The organism is Pseudomonas sp. RIT-562, from assembly GCF_026241895.1.
Taxonomy (GTDB): domain Bacteria; phylum Pseudomonadota; class Gammaproteobacteria; order Pseudomonadales; family Pseudomonadaceae; genus Aquipseudomonas; species Aquipseudomonas mandelii_F.
Genome location: NZ_JAPJIV010000027.1, coordinates 35,958 through 61,664 on the forward strand (window position 1 = coordinate 35,958; position 25,707 = coordinate 61,664).

The 25,707-nt window shown below is 50.5% G+C and carries 23 protein-coding genes; 11 read left to right on the forward strand and 12 right to left on the reverse strand.

Going from position 1 to position 25,707, the window contains the following annotated elements; genetic code table 11:
• Positions 1-138 precede the first annotated feature (138 nt).
• Positions 139-1,176, reverse strand: coding sequence for a GGDEF domain-containing protein (locus ORL50_RS25365; protein WP_266019039.1), 1,038 nt, complete (start codon positions 1,174-1,176; stop codon positions 139-141).
• 256 nt (positions 1,177-1,432) lie between these two features.
• On the opposite strand from ORL50_RS25365, the gene ORL50_RS25370 reads away from it, so the two are divergent.
• Entirely contained in the window at positions 1,433-3,058 is a 1,626-nt protein-coding gene (locus tag ORL50_RS25370) for an NADP-dependent glyceraldehyde-3-phosphate dehydrogenase (protein WP_266019040.1), read from the forward strand.
• Between the two features lie 417 nt (positions 3,059-3,475).
• On the opposite strand, the gene ORL50_RS25375 is transcribed toward ORL50_RS25370, so the two are convergent.
• Positions 3,476-4,366, reverse strand: a complete 891-nt coding sequence (locus ORL50_RS25375) for a DMT family transporter (protein ID WP_266019041.1) — start codon at positions 4,364-4,366, stop codon at positions 3,476-3,478.
• 135 nt (positions 4,367-4,501) lie between these two features.
• Between ORL50_RS25375 and ORL50_RS25380 the strand changes: the two genes are divergently transcribed.
• The 8 genes from ORL50_RS25380 to ORL50_RS25415 all read left to right on the forward strand — a co-directional run bounded on the left by ORL50_RS25380 (position 4,502) and on the right by ORL50_RS25415 (position 14,226).
• Positions 4,502-4,939, forward strand: coding sequence for an Lrp/AsnC family transcriptional regulator (locus ORL50_RS25380; RefSeq protein ID WP_266019042.1), 438 nt, complete (start codon positions 4,502-4,504; stop codon positions 4,937-4,939).
• Between the two features lie 57 nt (positions 4,940-4,996).
• Positions 4,997-5,326, forward strand: coding sequence for a YceK/YidQ family lipoprotein (locus ORL50_RS25385; RefSeq protein ID WP_266019044.1), 330 nt, complete (start codon positions 4,997-4,999; stop codon positions 5,324-5,326).
• 418 nt (positions 5,327-5,744) lie between these two features.
• On the forward strand, positions 5,745-7,940 hold the full coding sequence (locus tag ORL50_RS25390) for a hypothetical protein (protein ID WP_266019045.1): 2,196 nt from the start codon (positions 5,745-5,747) through the stop codon (positions 7,938-7,940).
• A gap of 1 nt (position 7,941) precedes the next feature.
• Complete coding sequence (locus ORL50_RS25395; RefSeq protein WP_266019046.1) at positions 7,942-9,993, forward strand: tyrosine-type recombinase/integrase; 2,052 nt, start codon at positions 7,942-7,944, stop codon at positions 9,991-9,993.
• Positions 9,993-11,015 (forward strand): hypothetical protein, encoded by a 1,023-nt coding sequence (locus ORL50_RS25400; protein ID WP_266019047.1) that lies wholly within the window; start codon positions 9,993-9,995, stop codon positions 11,013-11,015. Before ORL50_RS25395 ends, ORL50_RS25400 begins: the two co-directional genes overlap by 1 nt.
• A 2-nt stretch (positions 11,016-11,017) precedes the next feature.
• Complete coding sequence (locus tag ORL50_RS25405) at positions 11,018-12,301, forward strand: site-specific integrase (RefSeq protein ID WP_266019049.1); 1,284 nt, start codon at positions 11,018-11,020, stop codon at positions 12,299-12,301.
• Between the two features lie 546 nt (positions 12,302-12,847).
• Positions 12,848-13,537: a hypothetical protein gene (locus tag ORL50_RS25410; RefSeq protein ID WP_266019051.1), complete on the forward strand. Its 690-nt coding sequence runs from the start codon at positions 12,848-12,850 to the stop codon at positions 13,535-13,537.
• 284 nt (positions 13,538-13,821) lie between these two features.
• On the forward strand, positions 13,822-14,226 hold the full coding sequence (locus tag ORL50_RS25415; protein ID WP_266019053.1) for a hypothetical protein: 405 nt from the start codon (positions 13,822-13,824) through the stop codon (positions 14,224-14,226).
• An 18-nt stretch (positions 14,227-14,244) separates the two neighbouring features.
• Here ORL50_RS25415 and ORL50_RS25420 read toward each other — a convergent pair whose 3' ends face one another.
• On the reverse strand, positions 14,245-14,706 hold the full coding sequence (locus ORL50_RS25420; protein WP_266019055.1) for an Xre family toxin-antitoxin system antitoxin: 462 nt from the start codon (positions 14,704-14,706) through the stop codon (positions 14,245-14,247).
• A gap of 242 nt (positions 14,707-14,948) precedes the next feature.
• Here ORL50_RS25420 and ORL50_RS25425 point away from each other — a divergent pair, with 242 nt between their 5' ends.
• Positions 14,949-15,734, forward strand: coding sequence for a hypothetical protein (locus ORL50_RS25425; protein ID WP_266019057.1), 786 nt, complete (start codon positions 14,949-14,951; stop codon positions 15,732-15,734).
• Positions 15,735-16,788: 1,054 nt separating this feature from the next.
• Here ORL50_RS25425 and ORL50_RS25430 read toward each other — a convergent pair.
• Together ORL50_RS25430 and ORL50_RS25435 are read right to left on the reverse strand one after the other, a co-directional pair.
• Entirely contained in the window at positions 16,789-17,082 is a 294-nt protein-coding gene (locus tag ORL50_RS25430; RefSeq protein WP_266019123.1) for an antitoxin Xre/MbcA/ParS toxin-binding domain-containing protein, read from the reverse strand.
• Between the two features lie 283 nt (positions 17,083-17,365).
• Positions 17,366-17,932, reverse strand: coding sequence for a GIY-YIG nuclease family protein (locus ORL50_RS25435; protein ID WP_266019058.1), 567 nt, complete (start codon positions 17,930-17,932; stop codon positions 17,366-17,368).
• On the opposite strand from ORL50_RS25435, the gene ORL50_RS25440 reads away from it, so the two are divergent.
• On the forward strand, positions 17,931-18,803 hold the full coding sequence (locus ORL50_RS25440) for a Fic family protein (protein WP_266019059.1): 873 nt from the start codon (positions 17,931-17,933) through the stop codon (positions 18,801-18,803). The two genes, ORL50_RS25435 and ORL50_RS25440, sit on opposite strands and share 2 nt — an antisense overlap.
• 138 nt (positions 18,804-18,941) lie before the next feature.
• Here ORL50_RS25440 and ORL50_RS25445 read toward each other — a convergent pair whose 3' ends face one another.
• The 7 genes from ORL50_RS25445 to ORL50_RS25470 form a co-directional block, all read right to left on the reverse strand.
• The gene (locus ORL50_RS25445; protein WP_266019060.1) at positions 18,942-19,550 is read right to left on the reverse strand and encodes a hypothetical protein; all 609 of its coding nucleotides are present in this window, start codon (positions 19,548-19,550) and stop codon (positions 18,942-18,944) included.
• Positions 19,551-20,022: 472 nt separating this feature from the next.
• Positions 20,023-20,331, reverse strand: a complete 309-nt coding sequence (locus tag ORL50_RS25450) for a hypothetical protein (RefSeq protein ID WP_266019062.1) — start codon at positions 20,329-20,331, stop codon at positions 20,023-20,025.
• 133 nt (positions 20,332-20,464) lie between these two features.
• Positions 20,465-21,040: a Cap15 family cyclic dinucleotide receptor domain-containing protein gene (locus tag ORL50_RS29175; protein WP_416236045.1), complete on the reverse strand. Its 576-nt coding sequence runs from the start codon at positions 21,038-21,040 to the stop codon at positions 20,465-20,467.
• The gene (locus tag ORL50_RS25455; protein ID WP_266019064.1) at positions 21,041-21,478 is read right to left on the reverse strand and encodes a hypothetical protein; all 438 of its coding nucleotides are present in this window, start codon (positions 21,476-21,478) and stop codon (positions 21,041-21,043) included.
• 211 nt (positions 21,479-21,689) lie between these two features.
• Positions 21,690-22,199, reverse strand: a complete 510-nt coding sequence (locus ORL50_RS25460; RefSeq protein WP_266019066.1) for a Mov34/MPN/PAD-1 family protein — start codon at positions 22,197-22,199, stop codon at positions 21,690-21,692.
• Entirely contained in the window at positions 22,187-23,803 is a 1,617-nt protein-coding gene (locus ORL50_RS25465) for a ThiF family adenylyltransferase (RefSeq protein ID WP_266019068.1), read from the reverse strand. The genes ORL50_RS25460 and ORL50_RS25465 overlap by 13 nt, the downstream gene beginning before the upstream one ends.
• Positions 23,804-23,807: 4 nt before the next feature.
• Entirely contained in the window at positions 23,808-24,431 is a 624-nt protein-coding gene (locus ORL50_RS25470; RefSeq protein WP_266019070.1) for a CBASS cGAMP synthase, read from the reverse strand.
• Between the last annotated feature and the right edge of the window lie 1,276 nt (positions 24,432-25,707).

Consider the following 25,707-nt stretch of genomic DNA (forward strand, 5'->3'; position numbering starts at 1 on the left):
GACCTGCCACAACCGAAAAAAGCGCAAAAACGCATTTTCAGAATAGCGCTACAGACGCTTCCTACCTGGCTGGACATAACCCTGTAGGAGCAAGGCTGACCCGCGATGAGGCCAGTGCATCCAACATCAACATTCCCCTCACATCACCTGATTACGCCCACCCCGCTTCGCCCGATACAGCGCGTCATCTGCCCGGGTCAGCAGACTGTCGAGCGAATCGCCTGGCTGAGCCAGCGCCGTACCAAACGAAGCAGTGATGGTATCCAGCAACTTGCCGTCACCCCGGGTCTTGATCCGCAGCGACTGGATCTTCAGCCGCAGTTGCTCGGCGAAGGTGCGGGCGGTAGCAAGGTCCGGGCAACGTTCCAGCACCACGCAGAACTCTTCGCCGCCGTAACGCGCGGCATGGGCATGCGCCGGCAGCGTGCTGCGCAGGGTTTGCGCCACGTGCTGCAATACTCGGTCGCCCAGCGGGTGGCCGTACTGGTCGTTGAACTGTTTGAAGTGGTCGATATCCAGAATCACCAGCGCAACCCCCTGGCAGTCCTTGGTCAGCGCCTGCTCCAGCACATGGGTGAGCGCGGCGCGGTTGAGCAGTTCGGTCAGACCGTCGAGAGTAGCCGCGAGCTGGGCGCGCTGGAGTTTGTCGCGCAGGCTCTTGATCTCGTCCTGGGCGCTGTGCAACTGGGACAGGAAGTGTTCCTGCTGGCTCTGCATCAGCCGGGTACTTTGCTGCAGCTCGCTGAGGATATCAGGCAAGCGCTCGTCAGCGGGCGCCTCGAGCATGTCCAGGCAATGATCAAGGCTGGTCTGGAAAGTGCGATTACCCTCCACACTGCGCGACACGTTGCGCGCCATGTCATCGACCAGGTTGATAGCCTGCTGCTGACCTGCCCGTGCAACCTCCAGCTCGTCGCGAATGATGTAGTCGCGAAACAGCTTCGAGGCGGACTCGGGCGGGAACTGCGCAAAATCCTGCACCACCTTGTCCAGCTGGCGATTGAGCTCCGGCACCTGGCCCTTGCTGTAGGTGTACCAGAGGGCGTAATGCACCGGATTGGGCGGAATGTTGTGACGTACCATCAGCGGGACCGCCTGCTTGAGCAGCGCCGCCGCCTCGCGGGAATCTTCCGGATACAGCGCCAGGGCTGTCGAACGCATCTCTGATGGGCTCATTACGTCACTTTCGCAAGTTATCGTGGGCAAATGCAAAACGCGTCGAGCATAACCGTACGTCTGAAAAACGCATAGCCACTAGCCACTAAATTCGTCGCTGCCTGGGTGGATTATTCTGTGATCCATGTGACCGCACATGATGTCAGGACAAAGTCGGCATGAAGTGGGCAAACAGGCACATGGATCATGACAAGCACAGTGCAGGTCTGCTAAAACGTTTCATCTGCGCATCAGCCAATCCAGACGGGGTAGCGACATGACCACAGCACATATCCTTGATCACTTGTTCCCGGAAGCCGACAGCATTCCGGAAAAGTACCGCCTCGAAGGCCAGACCGAACAACGCGAATACCTGGTCGATGGCGAACTGAGAACCTGGTCCGGCCCCCTCGCCCAAGTCCGAAGCCCGGTGTACCTGAGCGGTGAACAAGGCGATCAGCAAGTCATTCTGGGCAGCACGCCGCTGCTCGATGCCGAGACCGCGTTGACCGCCCTCGACGCCGCAGTGCGTGCCTATGACCGAGGCCAGGGCCTGTGGCCGACCATGCGCGTTGCCGAGCGCATCCAGCACGTTGAAACCTTCCTCGGGCACATGCGCGAACAGCGCGAGGCGGTGGTCAAGTTGCTGATGTGGGAAATCGGCAAGAACCTCAAGGACTCGGAAAAAGAGTTCGACCGTACCTGTGACTACATCGTCGACACCATCAACGCGCTCAAGGAACTCGACCGCCGCTCCAGCCGCTTCGAACTGGAACAGGACACCCTCGGCCAGATCCGCCGGGTCCCGCTCGGCGTGGCGCTGTGTATGGGGCCTTATAACTACCCGCTGAACGAAACCTTCACCACGCTGATTCCGGCGCTGATCATGGGTAACACCGTGGTGTTCAAGCCGGCCAAGCTCGGCGTGCTGTTGATCCGGCCGTTGCTGGAGGCGTTCCGCGACAGCTTCCCGGCCGGGGTAATCAATGTGATCTACGGCAGCGGCCGGGAAACCGTCAGCGCGCTGATGGCCAGTGGCAAGATCGATATCTTCGCGTTCATCGGCACCAACAAGGCTGCCAGTGACCTGAAAAAACTCCACCCTAAACCGCACCGCTTGCGCGCGGCACTGGGCCTGGATGCGAAGAACCCTGGCATAGTCCTGCCCGAAGTCGACCTGGATAATGCAGTCAACGAAGCCGTCACCGGCTCGCTGTCGTTCAACGGCCAACGCTGCACCGCGCTGAAAATCCTGTTCGTCCACGAAGACGTGGTCGATGCCTTCATCGACAAGTTCAACGCCAAACTCGCCACGCTCAAACCCGGCATGCCGTGGGAAACCGGCGTGTCCCTCACCCCACTGCCGGAAGCGAGCAAGGTCGATTATTTGCATGCACTGGTCGCCGATGCCGAAAGCAAAGGCGCCAAGGTGGTCAATCCCAACGGTGGTGAGACCCGCGCCTCGTTCTTCTACCCGGCCGTGTTGTACCCGGTGACGCCACAGATGCGCGTCTACCAGGAAGAACAGTTCGGGCCAGTGGTGCCGATCGTGCCGTACCGTCATCTGGATACGGTGATTGATTACGTCCTGGAATCGGACTTCGGCCAGCAGTTGAGCATCTTCGGCACCAACCCGGTGGCAGTGGGCCGGCTGGTCGACACCTTTGCCAACCAGGTTGGCCGGATTAACCTCAACGCCCAGTGCCAGCGGGGGCCGGACACCTATCCGTTCAATGGCCGCAAGAATTCTGCTGAAGGTACGTTGTCTGTGCACGATGCGCTGCGGGTTTTTTCGATCCGGACACTGGTGGCGACCAAGTTCCAGGAAACCAACAAGGAACTCATCAGCGAGATCATCAGCGGCCGCAGTTCGAGTTTCCTGACTACCGACTACATCTTCTGAGGACAGCCGATCCTTGTCGGAGCCTGGCTTAGCGGCGATGGCGCTCGTCAAGACGCCATCGCTGGCAAGCCAGACTCCTACAGGGGATCGAGGTGCACGCAAAAATTGTGGATCGACACAAATCCGTAGGAGCCTGGCTTGCCAGCGATGGCGATCTCAAGGACGCCATCGCGGGCAAGCCTTGCTCCCACAGAGGATCGAGGGTATTCGCAGAAATGTGGATCGACATAAATCCGTAGGAGCTGGCTTGCCAGCGATGGCGATCATCAAGACGCCATCGCTGGCAAGCCAGACTCCTACAGGGGATTGAGGTGCACGCGAAAATTGTGGATCGACACAAATCCGTAGGAGCCTGGCTTGCCAGCGATGGCGATCTCAAGGACGCCATCGCGGGCAAGCCGATTGATGATGCGTGCGCTACATAGCCACCCGCCGCACCCCCAAGTTCCAACCCTGTTGCATGCCCGCCGCCGCCAGCAAAATCGCCGCGACCCCGATCCACTGCAACACCTGCAGCTGATGACCAAACGCAAACCAATCAACAAAAATAGCCGCTATCGGGTAGATAAACGACAACGCCCCGGTCAGCGCCGTCGGTAATTTCTGAATCGCCCCATACAGCAACACATACATCACCCCGGTGTGCACAATGCCCAGCGTCACCAGGCTGGCCCAGGCACTTGGCGCTTGCGGCAGCGCGGAAAAATGCGCAAAGGGCGCCAGCAACAACACCCCGGTGCACACCTGGATCAATGCGATCAAATGCGGCGCAGTGCCGGTCAGGCGCTTAATGATCAACGCAGCGATCGCATACAAAAACGCCGCTCCCAGTGCCAGCGCGATTCCCATCAGGTAGTCATCGCCACTCTCGCCTTGAGTACCGTGGGCACTGACAATCGCCAGCATCCCCATGAACGAGATGCCCAGCCAGAACAGCTTCTGCAGGGTGATTTTTTCGTTGAGAAACACCGCCGCCAGCCCCACCAGCATGAACGGCTGTACGTTGTACACCGCCGTGCCGATGGCTATCGATGCCCGGGAGTACGAGGCGAACAACAGCACCCAGTTGCCCACAATCGCCACTCCGCTGAGCACCGCCAGAAGGAAGGTGGTGCGGGTGAGCATGCCGGGGCGCAGGAAACCGAACGCCGCGCAGATCAACAGCAAAGTGCCGGCGCCGAACACGCAACGCCAGAACACCACATCCAGTACCGGTTGACCCGACACCAGCACGAACCAGCCGATGGTCCCGGAAATCAGCATGGCGGCGGTCATCTCGAATGACCCGCGACGGATTGTTTTGTCCATCATCAGACTCCTGTGATTGAGCCCAAATTATGCCGAGCAACGCCCCGACGCCTCCATAGCAAAAAGCAGGCTAGAATCCAGATCTGCCTTTTTTATCAAGGCCAATTCGCTTAATTGCCTAACCGAGGTTCTGCCATGACCGACGACATAGACCAGATGCTGATCAAGGCCCTGATGGAAGACTCGCGTCGTTCCCTCAAGGCCCTGGCGGGTATCAGCGGTCTGTCCTCGCCCAGCGTCGCCGAGCGTTTGCGCCGCCTGGAAGAGCGCGGGGTGCTCAAGGGTTACACCGTCGAGATCGACCCCAAATGCTTCGGCTATCAGCTCCAGGCCATCGTGCGTATCCGCCCGCTGCCTGGGCAGTTGCAGGAAGTGGAACGACAAATCCAAGCGATCGCCGAATTCACCGAGTGCGACAAGGTGACCGGAGATGATTGTTTCATCGCCCGCCTGCATGTGCGCTCGATGGAACAGCTGGACACCCTGCTCGACCGCCTCAACACCCACGCCGAAACCAACACCGCGATCGTGAAAAAAACTCCGGTCAAACGCCGCCTGCCGCCAATGGAATGAGTGATATTTTGTTTCGAAACACGTAGATTGAATGTTTTCCAGCTAAGGATTGGCAGCATGAAAATTCAGGTCATGGCATTGGCAGCGCTGATGCTCGCAGGTTGCGGTACGGTCCAGACGGTGATGCGCGACGATGAAGTCGCCGCAAAAATCCTCAAGGAACAAAAGAGTTACTGCGGTGCAGTCCCGCGCATCTACAGTGGCGTGACCTTCGACTTCTGCTACCTGAATGCCCCGCTCGAAAGAGGCCGCGAAGCCGAGGTGCATACCACTGCACCAGCCGTCGTACTGGTCGACGTGGTGCTGTCAGGCGTGATGGACACCTTGGTATTGCCCTACACGATTTATAAGCAACAGGCCGACGGCAGCATTATCGTGTCCAAATAACCTGGACTCCAGGCAATAAAAAACCCGCCGAGGCGGGTTTTTTTTTTAGCGCCAGCGATCAGTCATCGCGGCTCATGATGCCGAACAGCTGCAGCAAGCTGACGAACAGGTTGTAGATTTAGTTCTCGTTGACAAATATGTCAACCCCTGTATCGTTAGATCTCACACAGACAAAATGTAAACATCCAGTCCTTCATCGAGAAATCTAAGACCCTCATGTTCTCTGCACCGAACCGAATAAAAAATCTAGTAAGGTTCCTGCTAATTTTCCTTTTCGGCGCTAGCAATTTGTTAGCGTATATGCTAGCGAAGCCCTCATCCATGGCCACGCGTTTTAACTCTAGATGTTGCAACAAAACGCTTAAGCGGACACCTCAAGTATTGATCAAATTCAATTATATTACCTGAGTCGTAACTTGTGACCGATTCAATCTCGCCAATATTTAATACCATTAGTGTGCCTTCCGTTAAAGGAATTATGGTCAAGTGCAACTATATGGATCATGAGCACTTCCAGTTCGATGCTGGTTATTCAGAGGATTTACACAGAATTTTTATCAGCTATTGCAGAGAAGTTTCATACTCTACTGCAAGCGGCTTAAGAAAATCCATTGATGAGTTTCTCTCGTTTGTCGGACAGTATAATGAACTGAACAAATCAGAACTAGCCTTCCAGGGAATGGCAGATTACGACATTGAAATACATAACCAATTTCAAAACTATTTATACGCCAATTGCGAAAATGCAAACCTTGCAACGACTCGCATGGTTCTTTTCAAAAGCGCGATTACTACATATAGCAAAAAATACAACTTATTTTCCAATCTACGGTTTACCACGCTTTCAAATGCCGAATACAATAGTGCCAAACCTCTTTCACTTGAGTGCGAAACAAGTCTTGCAAACTGTTTGAATCAGCATATTGAAAAAATTTACAAAAAAATCGAATTCAGAATGCAAGTAGAGGCTTCGGAGCCTTATACCTATTCATCGATGCTCTCCGAAACAAACCCCCACACACTGGAAAATATATTTAAGTGGATAAACTTCAATCTAATAAAAAACGGCCGCATTCTTAATAAAGCCAATTTGGCAAAATTTTTAGCAAACTCTGCAGACAAAGCCCTTAACATACTCGCTACCCAGCCAGATTATTACAACAAAGTAATGGACTTATATCAACAACAGTATAAGCATGCTGACTATATTGAACTTAGTCCTTTCGATGTCAAAAGTAAAATTGGGGGGCTCACGAATTGGAAACCTGAACCAATCAGGGTGTTGAAAACTTTTCTTACTCACGGATTCCCCTTCGATATACCTCTTGAAACCATTGCAAAAGAATATACATCGAGCTCTTTAATCAACATTGATGATTGCAAATTCGATATCGTCAAAACCATCATTCTAAGAATTGCAAGATACAACGGTCGCACGCCAACTTTCTCCCAAGACGAATTATTAGAAATGTATTATCCCTCGGAACTGGATATGACTGTAATCGTTTTGAAAATCATGCTTGAGACTGGTTGGAACAAGGAAACAGTTTTATCCATTACTCCTGACACTGCAACTCATTTCCTCTCAGGGGTATTTAACACAGACTCAAAAGTAATCCAGGGCGAGAAGAATAAATCTCAAGGAAAAGGTCTACCTTACGCCAACCCCCAAGCAATTTTTAGCCTGAGCGATAAAACCGATAGGTATTCCGCTTACAATTTAATTTTTTTGGCCAACACCCTTGCAGAGCCATTACAAGGTAAGCCCTTAGACAAGGTTGGAGTTTTTTATGACGAAGACGCGAGCAAGTTATTCTTGTGCATTAAAACATCCAAAACATGGGCTGTACATGGCCGACATACATCACTCTATAACGCCTATTATTTCGAAACAGGGGTGAAACAATTCCTGGCCCAATATGAAATCTTTGAAAATGGGGAACGCTTAAAATCAGCTGAAGACTTCACTGCTAGTTTAAGACCTACCTGGGCTGAGAAAGAATACACCAAGAGCCCTTTAAGTTTCGTCGCTACGCAGATGGGTCACAAACAAGAAGACACCACAGATATATTTTATTGTAGTTCAGGGCCGGCAGTAAAGGAAAGAGAGCAACGGCTACGTGGGGCGCTAGAGCAGACGATGGAAACACTGAGATCCTTGAAGTTCCGCGGACAGCTCCTTCCGCCAAAACCTGGACAAACAAATGAAAACTCTAAATGCATAACCTTGTTCAGCATTCCAGGTATGGAGCCACCATTATGGGGATGTTCCGATCAAAAGGCTCCAGATTGGACTGGATTTGATAAATACATAAAAAAAGGGAAAAAATGCGCCCACATTTCAAAATGTCTATTTTGTAGCAGAGTTATGATTTTCGAAGACTCTCTACCTTACTTAATGGATAGGGCTCATTACTTGCAGCAATACTTAGACGACAATTTATCAGCTAGTGGGATCTTCCAGCTCAGAAGCGAACTTAAAATTATTGAGTATATCATTGATAACTGGAATGACTCAGGCGCAGTGAGCAAGGCAGTTGTTTTCTTTAACGCGAACAAAGGGCTGCTACCAAAGAGCCTAGAAATATTAAACACCCTGTTCCAGGATGACTAAGATGACAAGTCTCAACGACGCTCGCCAATCCGCGAATGATATCAATGATAATGATCTTATATCGGAATTTGATTACGACTTTGAAGAGTATGCAGATGAAATACTTGACGAACTGCTTAACAACTCAGGATCAATACACAATCCAAAATCAAAGCAAAAAACAGAAGGACTAAAAGGCAAACTAAAGCTCTTCCCAAATCTTGACTTCCCAGTTAGCAAGCATTCAAATTACGGTGATGATCAGTGGGTTCTCGGTCAACCTAATAACTATAAAAAACTAAGCATTTCGTTTAATAGATTACTGCCGGGAGAAAATGATCTTAAACGGATGCTAGGCTATCATTTAATTCCGGACTTCTCTCCATACGGGGGATCTAGAAGCTACATTACAGCCGAGCACAAAACATCAACGTTCAAGCTGTTGGACGACTACTGCTTTACACCTAATCACCTAGATGCAACACCAAGCAGTATAAGTTTGATCACAGTACCGATGCTGAACATGGCGCTTGATGCGGCTAGAGACTCAGGCAAGGTTTCGCACTACAGCAATCTCTATTATTTAATCCGTTTTTGGCTAAACCTGGGGAGAGATGGTTTTATTCCAGAGCCTTATTGTCTAGACATCCCTGCTAATAAAGTTGACACAAAAGAACGCGAGCGCGACGTCTTCGATCATTTGAAAAACTCCCTCGGTAGCTGGGAATCTTATGATGAAGATGAGTTGGAGCGCCTCATTGAATACGCGATGTTTTGGATTGAAAAGGCATTGCCAGAACTGACAAAACTTAAAGACTTCATAAAACAAAACAAAATCGAAAAGTTTTATGGATTTAAAGTTCAAGTCCTTGACCGTGACTTGAGCCTGGAGGAATCCACTACGGTCATTGTTGACAACATTGAAATATTTAAACCTCAAATGCGCCAATATACAATTGCACAAAATAACACCACCCGATATATTTATAATTTTGCCATGCCGTATATTAAAACGATCGACAAGGTCAGAAGTGCATTGTTTATTTTGATCGCGCTTTGTACTGGAGCACGGTCAAGAGAGTTATGCGGACTGTGCTTTTCAGACTTTTACTATGCTCGCGGAGAGTGGTGGGTTTCTTTAACGAGATTCAAGGTGACAAACGACCCTAACTACAAAGGTCAAAAACAAGAAATTCCTTTGCCATCTTTTATTGGCGAGAATTTAATTCTACTAAAAAATTTGAAAAATCTTTACAAACCAAATTCGGACATATTATTTCGATCCATGCGTTCTTCTCGAACTGACTCGAACCACCGAGTGCTTCTGCCTATCTTGACTCATCTGAAAAATGAAACAGGCCTAGACAGCATACACGTGCATCGTTTTCGAAAGACAATCGCAGATATCATTATCAATCGCGGCGAAGCCAACATCGATATTCTTAGACATCTTTTTGGGCACAAAAGCTACACAATGACCCTCCGCTATATCGCGAGAAACCCTTACATTATCCAAAGTGTAGCTTTAGCAATTGAGCAAAATTACAGTGATGATTTTGTCGATGTGCTGGATGCTGTTAAAAACGGACAACATTCGGGTGAGACCGCTACCAGGATCGCCAATGCTATAAATGCCAAACCTGAACACTTCAATGGAAGACAATTTAAAGTGACAGTATTTCACTACATCAAGCATTTGCTTGAATCTGGTGAACCTATATTTATTAAACGTACTGCACTGGGTGTATTTTGCCTATCTGATGAGAAATACAGCCAAACATATCTTCCTCCATGCTTAGAAGGGAAAGTTCTTTTGCCGGATGAGACCCCTCTCCCAGACCCTCAGAACTGTCAAACATACTGTAAGCATGCCGTTGTTACAGAAAAAGCCCGCGAATCACTACAGGAGGATGTAAAGTTTTACACTTCACTGCTCGATCATATGACGGGCCAAGAGAATAAGGTTTCTTTTCAAAAACTAAGCAAACAATTAAGAGCATGCCTAATTCACCTAGATAATTTAGGGCGCTCAACTATCACAATTACATCTGAATCTGATTCGGCGAGATCATAATGCGTACTGAAACAACACGTGAAACTTTGATCAGGATTATAACAGAACAACAAATCGAAACAGGAAATGCCAAACTAAGAATAGGCGTTATCGCGGAGATGGCGGGCATAACCAGGCAGGCATTCCATCGATACCATAGTGAACTCAAACCATACGTGCTAGGTGAGAAACCTATCTCCACGTTATTTCAAAATCAAACAGACGGAATGGGATCTACCCATCTGTTGAATGCCCAGAAAAAAATTAACGAACTTCAAAGCTCACTTTCTAAAGTGGAAGATGCACATAAAAAAGAGTTGCAGGAGTTCAAAAACAACTGCATAACTTCTCTCATGAAAAGCGACTTGGCTTTGCACGATGCTGACAATGTACGAAAGCGGCATGCACAACAAATCAGCCATAACGAAAAACTCAGACAAGATCTTAGCGCGCTTAAATTGGCTTTACTTCATGAACAGTCCCGTGCGCTAGCAACCGAAGCTGAATTAAATAATATTAAAACAAATACCAGAGTACAATCGACGGCACGAGACATATTAGTAATTGACGAATTCGAACTCTTCAACAACAGAAATATCATAGAAGATGAATCAAATTTTATTCAGCTAAAGAACAAATACGCCGAGAAAACGATCAACACACTCAATACAATAATCGATCCAACCAACTCGTTAGTTGTTTTATATATTGACAGATTCATATCCAGATTTGAGAAATTTGCAGACCAATACATCCCAAGCGATAGTAGTACCGTAATATTGGTTAGGTTTCCTATTTTTGATCAATATTTGATTAAAAGCTATCTAGCGCAAATAGCTGCGAGTACGCGCGTCCAAGTTATCATTCCGGTCTGCGATGTAGAAAATATTGTTAAGGCGCAACGAACTTTTTTTGTGAGAAACGTTCCACCTTTTGAACTAAAAAATGCAGATGATTTCGGGCTTCAGGATATATCGCTAAAACGATGTAGGGCAATGGGAATAAATGCCATCTCGTTTAGCCAAATTTCGCATGGAGATTAATCATGATAAAAATAAATAGGCAGGCAATTTCCTATCTTGATGATGAAACGGGCAAGAGTACGTCGCATTACATTTTAATTGCTTCTAGCGATAACAAGACTACTTTACTCAGCCACCCTAATCTTTATCTCTATAGTAACACCAGATCATCACTGAAAACGTCTGACAGGTATTCCCAGATAATATCGTCATTCTACAAGTTCTTGTCAACACATGTACGATTTCGCGGATTAGAAGTCGCTGAATACCATGCACACGTTTCAAACAAGGATATTATCCGATGGCAAGTTTCAAGATTGGAGAAACGTCTTAATGATCAAAGCGCGAGCCCTTCTACAAAAACCATCATTGAAGATGCACGCATCCTACTGCAACTATTCAGTTGGCTTGAAGAGCACGGCTACCCCTCCGACATAAAAATCAGTACACTCCAATCAACTATTAACTTCAATAAGGAAAGACTTCTAAATTACATTGAAAGAAAGGCCAACAAAACCCTATCTAACAAAGGAATTAGAGTCTTAGACAAAGAAAGCCGACAAAAAAACACTGTCACGCTAATTTCCAAGAAAGAAATTGACGCTCTAATTAATAATTATAACGACCCGGTATATTCTGCAATTTTAAACTTTGCACTTGGCACAGCAATGCGCCCAATGGAAATATGTAAATTTCCTCTATACGGGACGGGAATAAATCAGCATATTGCGCCATATACTGATATGAACAAAGCATCAGGAATAGTGGATTATACCCTTGTCGGGAAAAGAAAAAAAACCCGCACAATCAAGATTAATGTCAAAGACATCCGCGATCTCCAAAACTCTTATACTCAGAAGCTATACAAAGAAAGGGCAGAAAAATATGCCGACCTTTATGGGCACCCTTGCCCCTTGTCAATCTTGTTCCTCAATGAAAAAGGGGTGCCCGTTACTGAGAAAATGATTTCGCAACGGACAAATTACGCGAAGAAACAATCAAAGAAGGCTTTTCCTGATTTTCGTGACACTTCGGTATTTTACTCTACTCGAAAATGGTGGCCGACGAAATTCCTTATCAATTTCCACAAAGGAGACATTTTAACCAAATCTGCCGACTTCTTATATGCTGCGTGTTCTCAAGCGATAATGGATCAAATGGGACATGACGATATAAGTACAACCTATAAACATTATATCGACATGGCTCGAGTCATGGTTCATTATCAGGGATGGGGCTACCAGGAGTTTAGCGAACCGGTACAGACGGTAGCGGAGTTTATAGAATCATATCCAGGTAATACTTGATAGATTGCTGATGGCGCGAATATCCAGCGATTTGTCTCTTAGCCTCCAGTCCGAAGGAGCACTAGCCGAATCAGCTTTAGCTGCGCCGCCCAACACGTCGCCTATACAAGTCGACGATTGAGTTTTTGGGGCTTACCTTAACGAGATCAAGTGAGGTCTCTACGAACCCCAGCGCGTTCGTTAGCAAAGCATCGAACAGCTGTTCCTTCGTCCGTTTTTTCTTGCTTGAGCCACCGGACGGAAGAAGGTATGACTTCAGTGCGAAAGACACTTTCAATCCAGTAGGCCTTCTATCTCAAGATGAGCACCGTTCGCTTGAGGAGATGCTCCGTTGTATCTGAAGAATTTGTCATTGTTCGACCACACTGCGAGGCCAGGAGATCGAGTCGCCGTGCACCTGGGGAGATCAGCGAGGATCATCCGGATTATCAACCTTTCAAACAGAGCTCAGTTGGATAACAACTGGCCATAGACCTGCTGTTCATGCTGATGGTCTCCAAGGTATCTAGTGGGTCACCACCTGCTGCTTTCAAGGAATTCGAATTCATGGACAACAACTACCTTGCCAAAGCCAAGCGCCTTCTATCTGAGGTTGGCGCCCACCAGCTTTCGGAACGTGTATGGGCATTCACGGATGTTCACATTGTCAGCCAAGCCTACATCCACCACTCACTACAACCGGTCGCCCTTGCTGCCTACGCGGCAGTTAACCCCACGTTCGCTGCTGGCCGTTTTCCCAACTGGGCGTTGGTCGATATGGTGGATAAAGTGCCTTGCATGGACGGTGCTGAGCTTACGGCGCTGTCGATGGTTTGCGGAGCTTCCATCCCTACATTCCCCAGTGCATCAGAGCGCGGAAATATTTCTGGGCAAGCAGTGTGGGGCTTCGTAGAGGCTTACTCGCTTGAGGGTTGTTTTGAGCACGTCGAACGCGCCTATGGTAGTCAAGGCAGCCATTACAACTTGCGGCCTCGCGGCTTCGATTGGGCAGGCGGAGAAGATCCTGTCCCCGAGTCCTTGAAGGCAATGCGTCAAAGTTATCGCGCTATGTCGCCGCTGCAACAGATCATGGTTTTAACGATCATGCACTTGTACAACCAGGGTAAAGACAAGACGTATCTGACTGGGGGCTGTCCGACCAAAATTCCCGCCGTCGAGGCAATGAGTATTCTTCGCAGAAATGGGCCGGCGCTCTCGACCTGGGGCCACATGGTTACTCATTATGCGGGCTGGTAAGTACACAACTATCGACGAGCTTAACACCTAAGGAAATGAACACTGACAGTATGATGTGGTAGCAAATACCCGCAAGCCGGGCCCAAGGGCCCGAAATCACGACGTCTTTTGATAGCTCCAGATCTCCCACCCTGTAGGCAGCCTCATCAGTCCACGCAGCGCGACGGAGCTGATCCTGTCGACCTACTATGTACTTAGGGGGCATGATCAGCTCGAACAGTTGCACGCTAAATCGTGGATCGAATAAACGAGCTCACTGGGGCCTGGAATGTCGGAAAATAATGATGACTGACGCGAATCGTCTCTGGCAGCGCGAACGCAAACGACGCTACGCTTTGTGGGATTTAGAAAGGCAGCAGCCTGGATCTGATCGAGCGATTCAGTACCTTGCGATTCTTGATGAAATTGAGCGCGAAGATCGAGATGACCCCATTGGTGATGCAGTCGCCATGTCGGTTGATGAGCTACGAGAATGCGTACCAGAAACCGAGATCAAGGAAGTCAGCGGATCCCACGTTGTTGTCGTGCTTGACGAGCACATACCAGAACCCTGGAAGACTCGTTTCGAAGAAGCGAGTACCGGGTCTACCCGTTTACGCCAAGGTTGCTATGCGAGAGATTGGCGTCGGTTTTTACGACTATGGACAGTCGAAATGCAGCACCTCGCGGCACATAGAGAGATGCGTTAAGCGCTGGCCTGACGAGTCTCAAACGAGCACCGCCCTCTCCAGTCGACCGATAAGGTTGATGACGGCCTCCGTTTCCACCCTCGTCCTCATCATATCCAGAGGACGCTTCGAACCAAGCCCACGAACCGGCGTGTTCAACCAATGCGCTGCAGCGGCGACATCGTTTTCGAAGAGGAAAAGGGCTTCCTCAAAGACAGCCACCAATGCAACCAGGCGGTCGCTTTCTACGGCGTTGAACCGCCTTGCTTTCGCTCTACGAGCCATCGTTGCGGGAGACATGCATATCGCGTTGGAGACAACTCGTCGCGGCACCTGCAGAACGCTCGCTATCCTCGCAAGATATTCGAAAGGTAGTCCTTCACGAACTAGGTCATGAAGCATGGTTCCGCGTGACGGCAGCCCGAGCGTCATCCAAATGCTCTGTGGAATCTGGGGCCCCGGTTGGTATTCCTTGATCGATGACAGCACTTTCACCTCCATCTGAAAACCTAACACCAAGCCGTGCCAGCAAGTGCTCATATCCGTTGACGACAAACCAGCTGTGGATATCGTGATCTGGGCTGACCCCAACTGCTTGCGCAAGCGTGAGGATAGAAGCCCTTAGGGCCCATATAGGTCAGCTTGACTGAGCAGAGTTCACGGCAGCCGACCCGGCAGGGGCACGCCAACACATCACGCCCGAATGACATCGACAGCTCTAGCACGTGCCTTGACGAGCAATCATGCCATACCCACAATGGGCAAATTGCCATCTGCCCTTCGGGATTTTTTCAGTGACGAAATCACCACGCATCAACCCGCCCGGCCCAGTATCCGTCCTGCCACGCAGGGACAAAACCGGCTATGCGCGAATTGAGTTTCTGCCCATGACTGCCGCCCATGCAACATGGTGGCACCAAAACGTCCAATCAATAATCAATACCAAGTACCGAGCGCTGAGCGACAGCACTCCCAAGAATGCGCACAAAAAAGTCAGGACTGACATTGATTGGGACTGGGAGCTCTGGCACTGGCTTCTGTCTGTTCATAACTTCGGCCATGCAAGTGCCATAAAGTCTCCTGCCATGGGACTCACCTTGGCCGCGATCAACGAAGAAGGGTTCGCCGTCCCTATTGGGATGATGACGCTAGTCCCACGCTACCTCTGCAACTCCGACAAAATAGGTGAAAAAACGTATCTGTGGTTCTTAGCCTCAGCACCGTCGACAACATATGATGATTGGCTTGATGGCAAAGCGCTGGACGGTGTTGGGAGCGCCCTTATCGATGCGGCCATCCAAGAATCGTATAAGGTCAAAGCTGACGGGGCCGTTTTGCTGCACGCCGATCCGGATGGGGGTCAATATCTTCTGGATACTTACAAGGGATTGGGCTTCACATCACTGGGCTCATCGTTTGGCCCTATCACCTTGTTCCGCTGGCGAAATAGATCGCAGTACATGCTGCTGGGCGCAAAAGAAGCACGGAAGATCATCCGAGACAACGAAGTTTATCGCAACAGAACGTGAGCGGTGATGACGGCAGTATCAGTGCGAACCTGAATGCCGTCGGTATCCTGTGATCGAACCTGCTTTACAGCCTCAATGTGGCACGTGCTAGGCTGAAAGTATGAAGGTAGGATGACGAAGAGAAATGAACATGCAGCCAGATTTCCTAGATCCAAAATCGCTGGCATCAGCGGTGAAAGCCATAACGGGTAAAAATTGTGATCCAGAGACGCCTGAAGGACTGGACGACCTGCGGGCTATTGCTCGCAGCCTGGTGTTGCAGCCTGACTCACCCGAGACTGCAGCAATTTGGGGCCATATGAAGAGCCCCGTGCGCTCTCAGGACAGAGACCTGGCAGTAAGACCGGGAGGCGGGCCTCAAATGGTCGAAGGTGTCCACATTCCAGATCGCCTCAACTTATTGCAGCGTGGCCGTACCTATGTGGCTGCAAACACCCATGATGGCCCTTCCACCTCTAACAGGTAGACACTGCGCAAAAAGCCTTAGACACCCACCGCTTAGCTAATACGTTGCTCAAAAGACCTGCGCTGGTAACGAACCATGCCCTGCGCCCTTCAACCGCCCTTACTGGCAGCCCTATCGATAGAGGCAGGTGTGGTTACAAGCCACTTTCCAATTTTCGGTTTAACCAGGAGCTTAGCCATTCGCGCGTGGCAAGCGGCTAGGAAGGATTCCATCATTTCGACCATGTGCGTCTCCTGGTACCCGGCGCCGATGATGCGTAACGGGCCTCCGGTCATATCGTATCGTAGGGGGGTAACGTGTGACTTTTATCCCAGTATGCCGCCGGTATGTCACACGCTGGAAAGCTCGACCCGATGGGCAGATAGTAGGTGCCGAGGTCGATGATAAAGTGATTAAGTTCAACCCAAAAATGAGCGTGCTTGCTGGAATCGGATGCATATCTATCACCGAGGGATAGACGACGTTAGAAATGTCGCTCACTCGTAAAAGAGATGCTCGGCTGACTATATAAGCCGGACTTTCAGCCAGAAGGAGCGATAGCAACAACTAGGCTCAGGAGCCTCCGCTCAGTGATCCGTGCGATGAAGCTTAGGCTAGCACTCCCCTGTCCAATCGACCGATAAAATCGAGGACGGCTTCTGTTTCCACTCTCGTTTCCAGTATGTGCAATGGGCACTTCGAATCAAGCCCCCGAACCGGAGAGATCATCCATTCCGTTGCAGCAGCGACATCGTTTTCGGACAGGGAAAAGGCCTCCTCAACGACAGCTACCAATGCGACGAGGCGGTCGCTTTCTAAGGCGTTGAACCGCATTACTTTCGCTCTACGCGCCAAAGTTGAGAGTGCTATGCAAATAGCCTTGGCGATAACCCCGGGCTGCACCTGCAAGAGGCTTGCTATCCGTTAGGGGTAGTCGAAAGGTAGTCCTTCACGAACTAGGTCATGAAGCATGGTTCCGCGTGACGGCAGCCCGAGCGTCATCCAAATGCTCTGTGGAATCTGGGGCCCCGGTTGGTATTCCTTGATCGATGACAGCACTTTCACCTCCATCTGAAAAACCTACCACCGAGCCGGGCCAAGTGGCCCGAAGTAGCGACATCCCCATTTCCCACTGTGTAGGCCTCAGACACGGAACAATATGAATTTGATGGGTAGCCTAGTCATCCTAGCTAGACGTCTTCGTGACTCCCACGAACTGATATGCACCGCTTTGCTCCTTCAACCGTTCCATCTCGCGAGCCTCCTCCCGAGTCAAGGTTACGGTTACCAACAGATGGCACTGCTGCTCCAGAAAGGCTTGCCTACCTGCTTCAGTTTTCAAATCGTAGCCAGTGACAGGCGGGTGGAAGTACAAGTGCTTCGCGAGTATCGACTGCTTGCTCAGGACGTCATTAGGGTTGCTCCATTCTCCTCCTTCCTTAAGCTTGAGACGAGATTGCTTGGATTGCCTGTGCTGAAGTAGCCGCCGACGCAGATTGCCGCTAATTCCTACCTTCAGCAGCTTTCCTTCGTCAGTTACGATCTCATAGAGACCTGGCGCCGATGGCAGTGCGGTTTCGATCTCGGAAAATCTAATTTTAAAACTCTGTTCAATCACGTCGACACGTCCATTCAAGCTTACTGCCTGAATCAAAGCACTATTGAAGATGGACGGCCACCTTCGTATAAGAACGCCAGCTGCAGCGGCATTCGGATTGCCTTTCAACCAAGGCGCGAATAATGTCAGCGGCATGAATGTCTCAAACCCGGCCCTCCCCGATTCGATTCCTCAGCCAATTCTGGCGAGCGCAGACTCGCTTGTAACGAAGACAGCTTTTCTAGCCGGCTTGATCGCACCTGAAACTGCGGCATGCTTAAGCAGACAGCTGAAGATCTCTGACGCTGTGTACTCGAGGATCATCGACGGGCACAACACTGTCCCGAAGCTGCCAGAAGACGCAACCAACTTAGCTAGCACGCAGACCCCGCTGGGGGAAATCACCGAGCTTCGTCGACGTCTCATTGCGGCGCTAGCCCACCACTATCACCTTGTACAAACTCAACAGCTATCTGACGATAATGGGGCTATGGCGAGGCTGGTCGTTCATATGCATTTCGCTCAGATCGGATTGCATCCGCACTTGTGGTCGATGCCTCGTGGCATAGCTCGTAGACGGGAGGAGTATTACGCTGCGCTGGGCATAAATGCTGGCACGCAAGATACACAACTATCTGGTGGTTTCCAGCGAACAGACAAAGCTTCTCTCTCCTTCATTGAGCTCATGCTAGATGTCTGCCATGAAGAGGTGGATTACATGACTGTTGCTTTGAATCGTCGAAAGCTCCGTGAGTCCGTCACTCGTGCGTACAGAGCAAACTCGCTACTTTCGGAAGCAGGCGTCAGGCCAGAAACAATGCCTGCACTCCTAGCACTTTTGATTCAGGGCGCGTTACCTCGCACCGATTTCGAAACCTTTACCGGTCTTCCATGTGAGATAGCGAGCGATCAGCTAAGCAGGTTGATCAACCTCGGCGTCGTGGTAAGCCCTCCATCTAACCGCCATGGGCTGGAGATTGGTTTACCTGTTTGGTTTACTCAGGAGATTTTTTCGGGTTTGCAGTAGCGTTGTCAGCTCATAGCCAAGGTGAAGCCTCATTGAGCCGGGCCTATTTGGCCCGAAGCGGCGACCTTCGCCCCCGCCGCGTAATCACCAGGTCGAGCCACAACGGCGCATGGGTTGCCTAACTAGGATTCTAGTGGACTACCTACCATTCAAACAGAGTTCAGCCGGATAGAAACCAGCCATCGGCCTGCAGCTTTTGCTTGTTGTCTCCAAGATATCCAAAGGCTCACGCCCCATGGCCTCCATCAAAGCGTTAGAAAGCCACACTGCGTCGTGCATGGTGAACGAATAGGACATGAAATCGAAAACAAGCTCTACTCCTCCATCCTCAACCGTGCAGACCCTCACCCGCTCAGTTTTGTCGCTCTCATCCATCGCGAGCTCAACAACATAGATTTCATCTTCTGTCTCGTGGCAGTTAAACCTGCCATTGGCGCAGTAACTCCACTCTCCGGAAACTCTTTTACGATATGTCCTCTCAAGCATACATTCGCGATTTACTGGCGTTGGCACAAACCCTGCGAGATTTCCTACGGTAATGAGCACAGCATCGTAAAGACAGCGTGCGATATCCTCTGCTACGGCGTCGACGAACCTAATAGACATGATGTCTACATTTACACTGACGTAGTTATCTCCCTGTCTGGATACCTGGCACGAATACATTTCATCATCCTCACGCCCTAGCCAACATAAAAATTCGCGCTCGGCAAAAAACTCTGCTGGTTGCACCTTAGCTTTATTCATAAACGGCACCATCACTATATGTCCTTAAACGTCTAATCGGACGGCTTAAGGGCATTCTTTAACGTCGAGAATAAATATTATTCGTAAAGGTAGATTTTGATGAAAACCGTTATTGGTTGAAGATACTCTCGTTACTGCCTGAATTAAGCCAATAAGGCTGAACGAGCGATTTCTTCCTCCCGCGAAACATATCTGTTTCACCTGAAATCTGGGCTGGGAACGGGGCAGCGTGACAGAAACCCGTTCGTCATATGCACGAAGCGACATGCACCGTTTTGCTCCACTCTCCTTTCCAACTCGCGAACCTCATCCCGAGTCGGAGTGACCTTCACCAAGAGACGGCGGAGTGTACCCGTGGACTTTTACACTCTGATAACAGTGGTGAGAAATGAGACTTCGATGCACCAAGCCCCTTATTTCCAATCAGCACACTAGCAGGCGAAACCGGCGACGAGATAGTGGCTCAAAGTTATCAAAGTAAGACATCTTCGAGATTCCAACCTTTGAAAAGATGCTTTAAATCGGGATCATCGCAGCCCATCATACTCTTTGCGTAACGTTCAATCTCCTCACTATTTACCTTTCGAGGAGGCTCAAAAGGCGCATACCTTTGCTTGAAATCTTTGTCCCATTTTGATGCGGCTGTTCCTTTTAGTGCGTCGGTCATCGCGTCCCTGAGAACTTTTTGCTTCCCTACAATGCTGACCTCTGACTTATCAATACCAGCCAATAAATCATCCAAAGCAATAAGGATCCTTTCGCCTTTCTTTTTGTTGTTCATTTTTCACTTTCCTTAACAGATTGAGTTTACCCAGGATCTTCTTCCTGATTTTCATTCAGCATGAACTTGACGTTAAGTCGGGCCAATAGCCCGGACGGCCAACACCCCCGACTTCTAGACTTTTAAGCGCGTGTCAATTCGTAATGACCTTGAGTATTTCGATTCGTAAAATAGTTACCAGAGAGTTTTTCAGAACGCCCCTCAAAAAATTTGAGGATCGCGGCTCCCTCATATGCACGTGTACCCTGACCGTTACGCATTTTTGGTACCACTCTGAAGACATAATAAAGTAAAGGTCGGCCGGACTCAGGATCTTTTTTTGCTGAACGCTTAGAGTTTCCGAGTCTGACCCATCTGCATCAACCTCAATGCTTATTGACAAAAAAGTTTGCCTAATCGACGCTCTAGCCTTCGCTACTCCATTATTCTCAGGCGACTGGTAAAAAATGATCATCTCCCATTCCCCGTTCAGGTCGGGGAACAGAAGGGAACTAAGCCAAGGAACTGCCTTCCATAATTTTCGCCAAGCAAAGTAAACGAACAGTAGTAGTAATATGTCATACACCGTCGCGATTACTGCTACTGCGGAATACGCCTCCTTATTCGATAGGTGAAAATAACTCACTGTATAGACGGCGATTCCTGCGCAGACGGCATATGCCGAGAGAATAAAACTTATGATCTTAAGTGGAGAAAGAACGCTGAACATTCATGCACTCTCATAGTAAATTTCAACGCCGTTTTGGAATACCGCAACACCCTGCGCTCTTGTAGCGATCCCTGATAGTTTGACACCTTTGATCGCTGACCCGAACTGAGCAGCCAAATAACGCCCTCCAAATTTCCTATTCACATTCACAACTACGTTTTCTGGGATCGGCGGCGAAAAATATTGCGCTACGGCGAAAAGCTGGTATTGATTCGTAAGCAGATGAAAACCGTCATGTAAATCGCTCCCTGTTCGCGAAATGCTGACCAAAGACTCCACAACATCCTCTCCCTCTGGAAGTTCCGCCATTGGCCGCATCGGCAATACCGGCAATTCAACATCTGGATCACAAACTAATAGCCCGACACCCGAAAAATCAGCACCTGCCATGTTCTTGATTTGTCGCAATAAGTGAACAAACTCCTCGGCCATATCCACACTCTGATCCTTATAAAATGATGCCCTTCGCCTTTGACAAATCGAATGCTCGCGCAATTTGAATTCTACGCCACATTGCTTTTTCGATAACCGAGCGGTGAAGCTGATACAACCCTGCTAGTCATCGGACTTGCAAATCGCGCAAGCCCATTTTGACTGGATAATCCCCTTAAGACACAATCAAATCCTAAACCAATGCAGGGGACTCGCCTCACCTAGGCAGCCCATTCTCATCAGCGTGACTAAGGTCAGCATGCTCAAGGATGCGTCGTTTACCGGTGCCGAACATGTACTCGACATGTAAATCCTGGCACCCCACGATGAGAGCCAGCAGCGGTCGACCATCGCGGCGACCAGAAGCCAGGATCTTCCACTCGTTTAGATCAATTGATGACGGCGTCGGATGATTCTGGGGGTATGTATGCCACTCCCCTATATATCTAACCAGGCCATTGCTCTCCTTCCACCGCTTCATGGCCAGCCGGTGATGAAAGTAGGGCATGCGCTCAAAGAGAAACCTGAAGCGCTTGTCCCAGAGCGAGGGCTCGGTCGCTTCGATAATCTCCAAATGCTCACCGCGAACGTGACCGAGCAATATCCCCCCTGCCTCCTTTGAGTCGAAGCCCTCTTGAATGTACCGACTGAAGACGTCTAACGGCTGCTGATGCAGATACACCAACTGCTGAGTGCCGGGCACAACCCAGGTCGTCACGAACGACATGCTGGGCATCCCGCATGAGGCAGCGGCGAGCAATCTGAGGTTGCCGGTTCGTAGCTGTGATCGGTCAGCCGAGTTGAGAGCGAGGGCCAAGTTTTGCCCGCGACCCAAGCCAGTGCGGTATCTAATGCCAAGGCCGCAGCCTGAATCGACACCGATGCAGGGAACGGCACGTACAGCCCTTCACACCCCTGCCCAGCGAAGATTGGCTGCACGCCTCCAACAATCGACAACAGGCTGCCCCGGATATTGGCCTCAGTGAGGCATCGGTAGCAACCCTGCTCAGTACGTTGCTTGATCAGCGACCGCACGGCGACGCCCGCCCCCTCAATCCAAACGTGCAAGGTTGGGCATGACGCTGCCTTGGCAAGCCAATGGCCAAACGACTCCTCACCCGTGGCATCAATGATCAAATCCAGACCGCCCAAATTCACATCCTTGGCGTCGCTAGCAAAGGCACACACCATGGCAGTTGGCATAGATGCCTTGAGCTCGTCTGCCAATGCAGCCGCCTTTTCTCGGAACAGATGGTTGAAGCCCAATCGATGTCGCCCGAGATTTTGAGGCATCAGGATATCGTTATCAATCAGCAGCAACTCTCCCCCACCAGTTCCGGCGCCGGCTTTCACGAGCATCTCGGCGAGAAAGCCGCCGATGGTGCCGCACCCGATCAATCCGATGCGCTTGCCTGATAACGTGGTCTGTCCTGGGATGTTGCGTTCGCTCAGGTATCTGTCATCCAGGCGGAGCATCTGCAGAGGCTCAACAGGACAGTCGAAGATTGGCAGGCGCTGATCAGTGGAGCGCTGGTCTTTAGGACGATTGCGCTGAAGGTCATGCACGAGAAAACCGTAGCTGTAACCCGTTTTCTCAGACTCGATAACTATGAGTATGCCGCCCGCCTCCTCGCGGTACGCCGTAATGATCTTATCGCGTATTTTGCGTTTGCAGGCGTCATCCATTTCATGTTGCCAGTCGAGGATCTGACCAACCGTTTTAGGCGGCCAGTTCTCCTGCAGTGGTCTTGGAGCTGCGCTGGAGGTGATCATCGCAACGTGCGCCGGGAACGCCTCGATTGTCCTACCCGCACGCGCAAACTTGAGTCGGCTTCGGGCGACATCATCAGTGAGCACATACATCTTGGTGTCCGATAGTTGAAGTATCTCGACCAGACCGGATGTACGCCGCTCAATGTCATGGAAGCAGTAGATGCCGTCCCAATAGACAAAGAACTCTTCCTGTAGATCTTCCTTCATTTTTCCAGCAAGAACCTGCTCAAGCACATCGGTGGCCTGAAGCAGGGACGTACGGGTTTGCCCTACGGGATCGTAGATATCGATGACCTCGGTACCGGGTGCGGCGTAACAGAGATACCCATCTGGGCTTAGGTGGGGCACGAGCCTAGGGAGCGCCTTAGGTACCCCGGTAACCCATAGTTTGAGAGGCCGCTCAAATGAGCGGTCTATCCATACTTCGCATTGGACAGTCCCCTGAGTGGCCGTCGTCAATTCTCCGGCCATCACAAGCCACCCTGCGTTCGGCTGATGATCTACCTTGGTAAATCCCCACCCGGTCATGTGGCGCAGCACTTCGGGCATGGCGTCCATGAGTTCAGCCTGCCTTCGTCCGCTTTACAGGCTCTGCGGGGCCAGCGAGAGGTGCAATTGCAGCCATGGACGCCGGCAGGCTCTCAGGATTCGACTTCATGCGATAAGGCGCATTCGGGAAACGGTCACCCAGCATGTTGTGCAGCCAGTGATAAGCCGTTTGTGCATCGGTTGCATCGATGGCGCCTTCCAAGTGATTCGCGAAGACCTGGAAAAGCTCCACGGCGTCAGCTATCGCTTCCTTGGTCATGTGAGCAGTGAGCGATGCCTCGGGATCAATGGGGCTCATGACGCCCTTGCGCAGGGCATCCGGGATTCCCTTCACTACGTTCAACAGCGCATGGTCATCGCGCTTGTCGAAGTATTCGAACAGCGGGCAGGCTGCTGCCATCAGAAGGATCGAGCTTGGCCCTTTATCTTCCCATTGCTTGTCGCGAAATGCCTTCAGGTAACGCACGACACGGATGAGTTGGTCACCCTTTTCCCGGCACTCGCGTTTGAACCAATTTTTCATCGCCATAGGGTCGGACTTACGCCAGCCTTGCTTGCGATCAGCCAGCAGAATCTTGTCCGACGGCAAGGTCTTCCAAGTGTCTCGCTCGGAATTGATCGCGCTGTCGAATACCACACAGCGCCAGAAATTATGGAGAATGCACTTAACTCGTCGAATCAGCAGTCTCCGCTGGAGACGGTACCTGAGCTGCGTCGACGTATCGTTGTAGCGCTAGCCCACCACTTTCACCTTCTCTAAACTCGACCGTTTCTCAAGACTAAAGCGGCGGCTGTCGCGACGATGATCACTCACTAGCATTTGGCTCAGCTCAGGTTGCATCCGCACTGGGTTATGTAAGCCGCTAGGAGAAGACCCTCCATTCCTGCGTTCACGCCTGAAAGTGCAGCTTGGGTGTGTAGGTCTTTCGCCGCTGCCCCAAAATGGCAACACGCCGATTACGAGCAAGAGTGAAGGAGCAAAAATAGCAATGAGGGACGCTGTAGTCCGAGCAAACCAGAAGGTTGGGCATTCATGGACGCGCCAAGAAATGCAGTGAAGGTAAAGAACGGGCCAGGGACGTCCTGTGCTCATACCCGGCAAGAAACGTCTCATTGGCTAACCATCCGTAGGTATGGTTCGCCGACTGAAGCAACGGGAGTCCAACATGCCCACCTCCGAGAATAATGACTCGGCAGGGAAAAAGGCGTTTACCACCGCTTGAGGGGGCCACACCTGAATCGGCAATGGCAGACCAGCTAATAGCCCGAAGAACACTCGACGACACCACACCGTCTTTCCCGCTCACCGGTATCGGCAAAGACTCAATAGCTTGGCATTGATCGGGTTGCAGAGCATCAGATCCTATGATGGCTCTGAAGAAGATCACGCCGATTTAACCTCACCCATGGTGCCAAACGAGTGAAGCATGCAGCAAAGACGCCGATAGTTATTCGGAGGTATCAGTGCAAAGGTTACGGCCGATCCCCCCAGACGGCCTGAGCAACGTCAGCCACCGCGACAATTTTAAGCCTGTGTAATAGACCGCTCGGCAGCGCACCTCCCCACCCGGACATGACTTGAGCAAATAATACTAAGATTGTTGCCGAAGGTAGCGTGACACCTGCCCACGCAGGGACTACTCCGGGAATTCCGGCAGGGGATAGCCCTAATCCGATGCAACCTGGCTACTGCACATTAAGCAAGGTCTAGCACGGCTTAAAATTGCATCATGAGCAGGGCTCTGCCCGAAGAAGCGGCAGCAAAGTGAGCGCTGCTTGATCCTAGATCCCTTGTCTTGACCAGTGCGTCTTGAACAGGATGTGAACAAAGCATCCATTATCTTTACCAGGCCCATCGCTCTGAACTGGGAGGCTCAGGTATTGAACAAAGTCGCAGCAGCTTAGCGTTCAAG

What these genes read in the sequence shown, in the direction of transcription:
- ORL50_RS25460 (WP_266019066.1), bottom strand. Translation starts at nt 22,199, where the DNA reads ATGTCGTTCGTGACGACCTGGGTTGTGCCCGGCACTCAGCAGTTGGTG.
- ORL50_RS25400 (WP_266019047.1), top strand. Translation starts at nt 9,993, where the DNA reads ATGCGTACTGAAACAACACGTGAAACTTTGATCAGGATTATAACAGAA.
- ORL50_RS25370 (WP_266019040.1), top strand. Translation starts at nt 1,433, where the DNA reads ATGACCACAGCACATATCCTTGATCACTTGTTCCCGGAAGCCGACAGC.
- ORL50_RS25405 (WP_266019049.1), top strand. Translation starts at nt 11,018, where the DNA reads ATGATAAAAATAAATAGGCAGGCAATTTCCTATCTTGATGATGAAACG.
- ORL50_RS29175 (WP_416236045.1), bottom strand. Translation starts at nt 21,040, where the DNA reads ATGTTCAGCGTTCTTTCTCCACTTAAGATCATAAGTTTTATTCTCTCG.
- ORL50_RS25395 (WP_266019046.1), top strand. Translation starts at nt 7,942, where the DNA reads ATGACAAGTCTCAACGACGCTCGCCAATCCGCGAATGATATCAATGAT.
- ORL50_RS25375 (WP_266019041.1), bottom strand. Translation starts at nt 4,366, where the DNA reads ATGGACAAAACAATCCGTCGCGGGTCATTCGAGATGACCGCCGCCATG.
- ORL50_RS25410 (WP_266019051.1), top strand. Translation starts at nt 12,848, where the DNA reads ATGGACAACAACTACCTTGCCAAAGCCAAGCGCCTTCTATCTGAGGTT.
- ORL50_RS25425 (WP_266019057.1), top strand. Translation starts at nt 14,949, where the DNA reads ATGCCATACCCACAATGGGCAAATTGCCATCTGCCCTTCGGGATTTTT.
- ORL50_RS25465 (WP_266019068.1), bottom strand. Translation starts at nt 23,803, where the DNA reads ATGGACGCCATGCCCGAAGTGCTGCGCCACATGACCGGGTGGGGATTT.
- ORL50_RS25365 (WP_266019039.1), bottom strand. Translation starts at nt 1,176, where the DNA reads ATGAGCCCATCAGAGATGCGTTCGACAGCCCTGGCGCTGTATCCGGAA.
- ORL50_RS25415 (WP_266019053.1), top strand. Translation starts at nt 13,822, where the DNA reads ATGACTGACGCGAATCGTCTCTGGCAGCGCGAACGCAAACGACGCTAC.
- ORL50_RS25380 (WP_266019042.1), top strand. Translation starts at nt 4,502, where the DNA reads ATGACCGACGACATAGACCAGATGCTGATCAAGGCCCTGATGGAAGAC.
- ORL50_RS25440 (WP_266019059.1), top strand. Translation starts at nt 17,931, where the DNA reads ATGAATGTCTCAAACCCGGCCCTCCCCGATTCGATTCCTCAGCCAATT.
- ORL50_RS25450 (WP_266019062.1), bottom strand. Translation starts at nt 20,331, where the DNA reads ATGAACAACAAAAAGAAAGGCGAAAGGATCCTTATTGCTTTGGATGAT.
- ORL50_RS25385 (WP_266019044.1), top strand. Translation starts at nt 4,997, where the DNA reads ATGAAAATTCAGGTCATGGCATTGGCAGCGCTGATGCTCGCAGGTTGC.
- ORL50_RS25420 (WP_266019055.1), bottom strand. Translation starts at nt 14,706, where the DNA reads ATGGAGGTGAAAGTGCTGTCATCGATCAAGGAATACCAACCGGGGCCC.
- ORL50_RS25445 (WP_266019060.1), bottom strand. Translation starts at nt 19,550, where the DNA reads ATGAATAAAGCTAAGGTGCAACCAGCAGAGTTTTTTGCCGAGCGCGAA.
- ORL50_RS25435 (WP_266019058.1), bottom strand. Translation starts at nt 17,932, where the DNA reads ATGCCGCTGACATTATTCGCGCCTTGGTTGAAAGGCAATCCGAATGCC.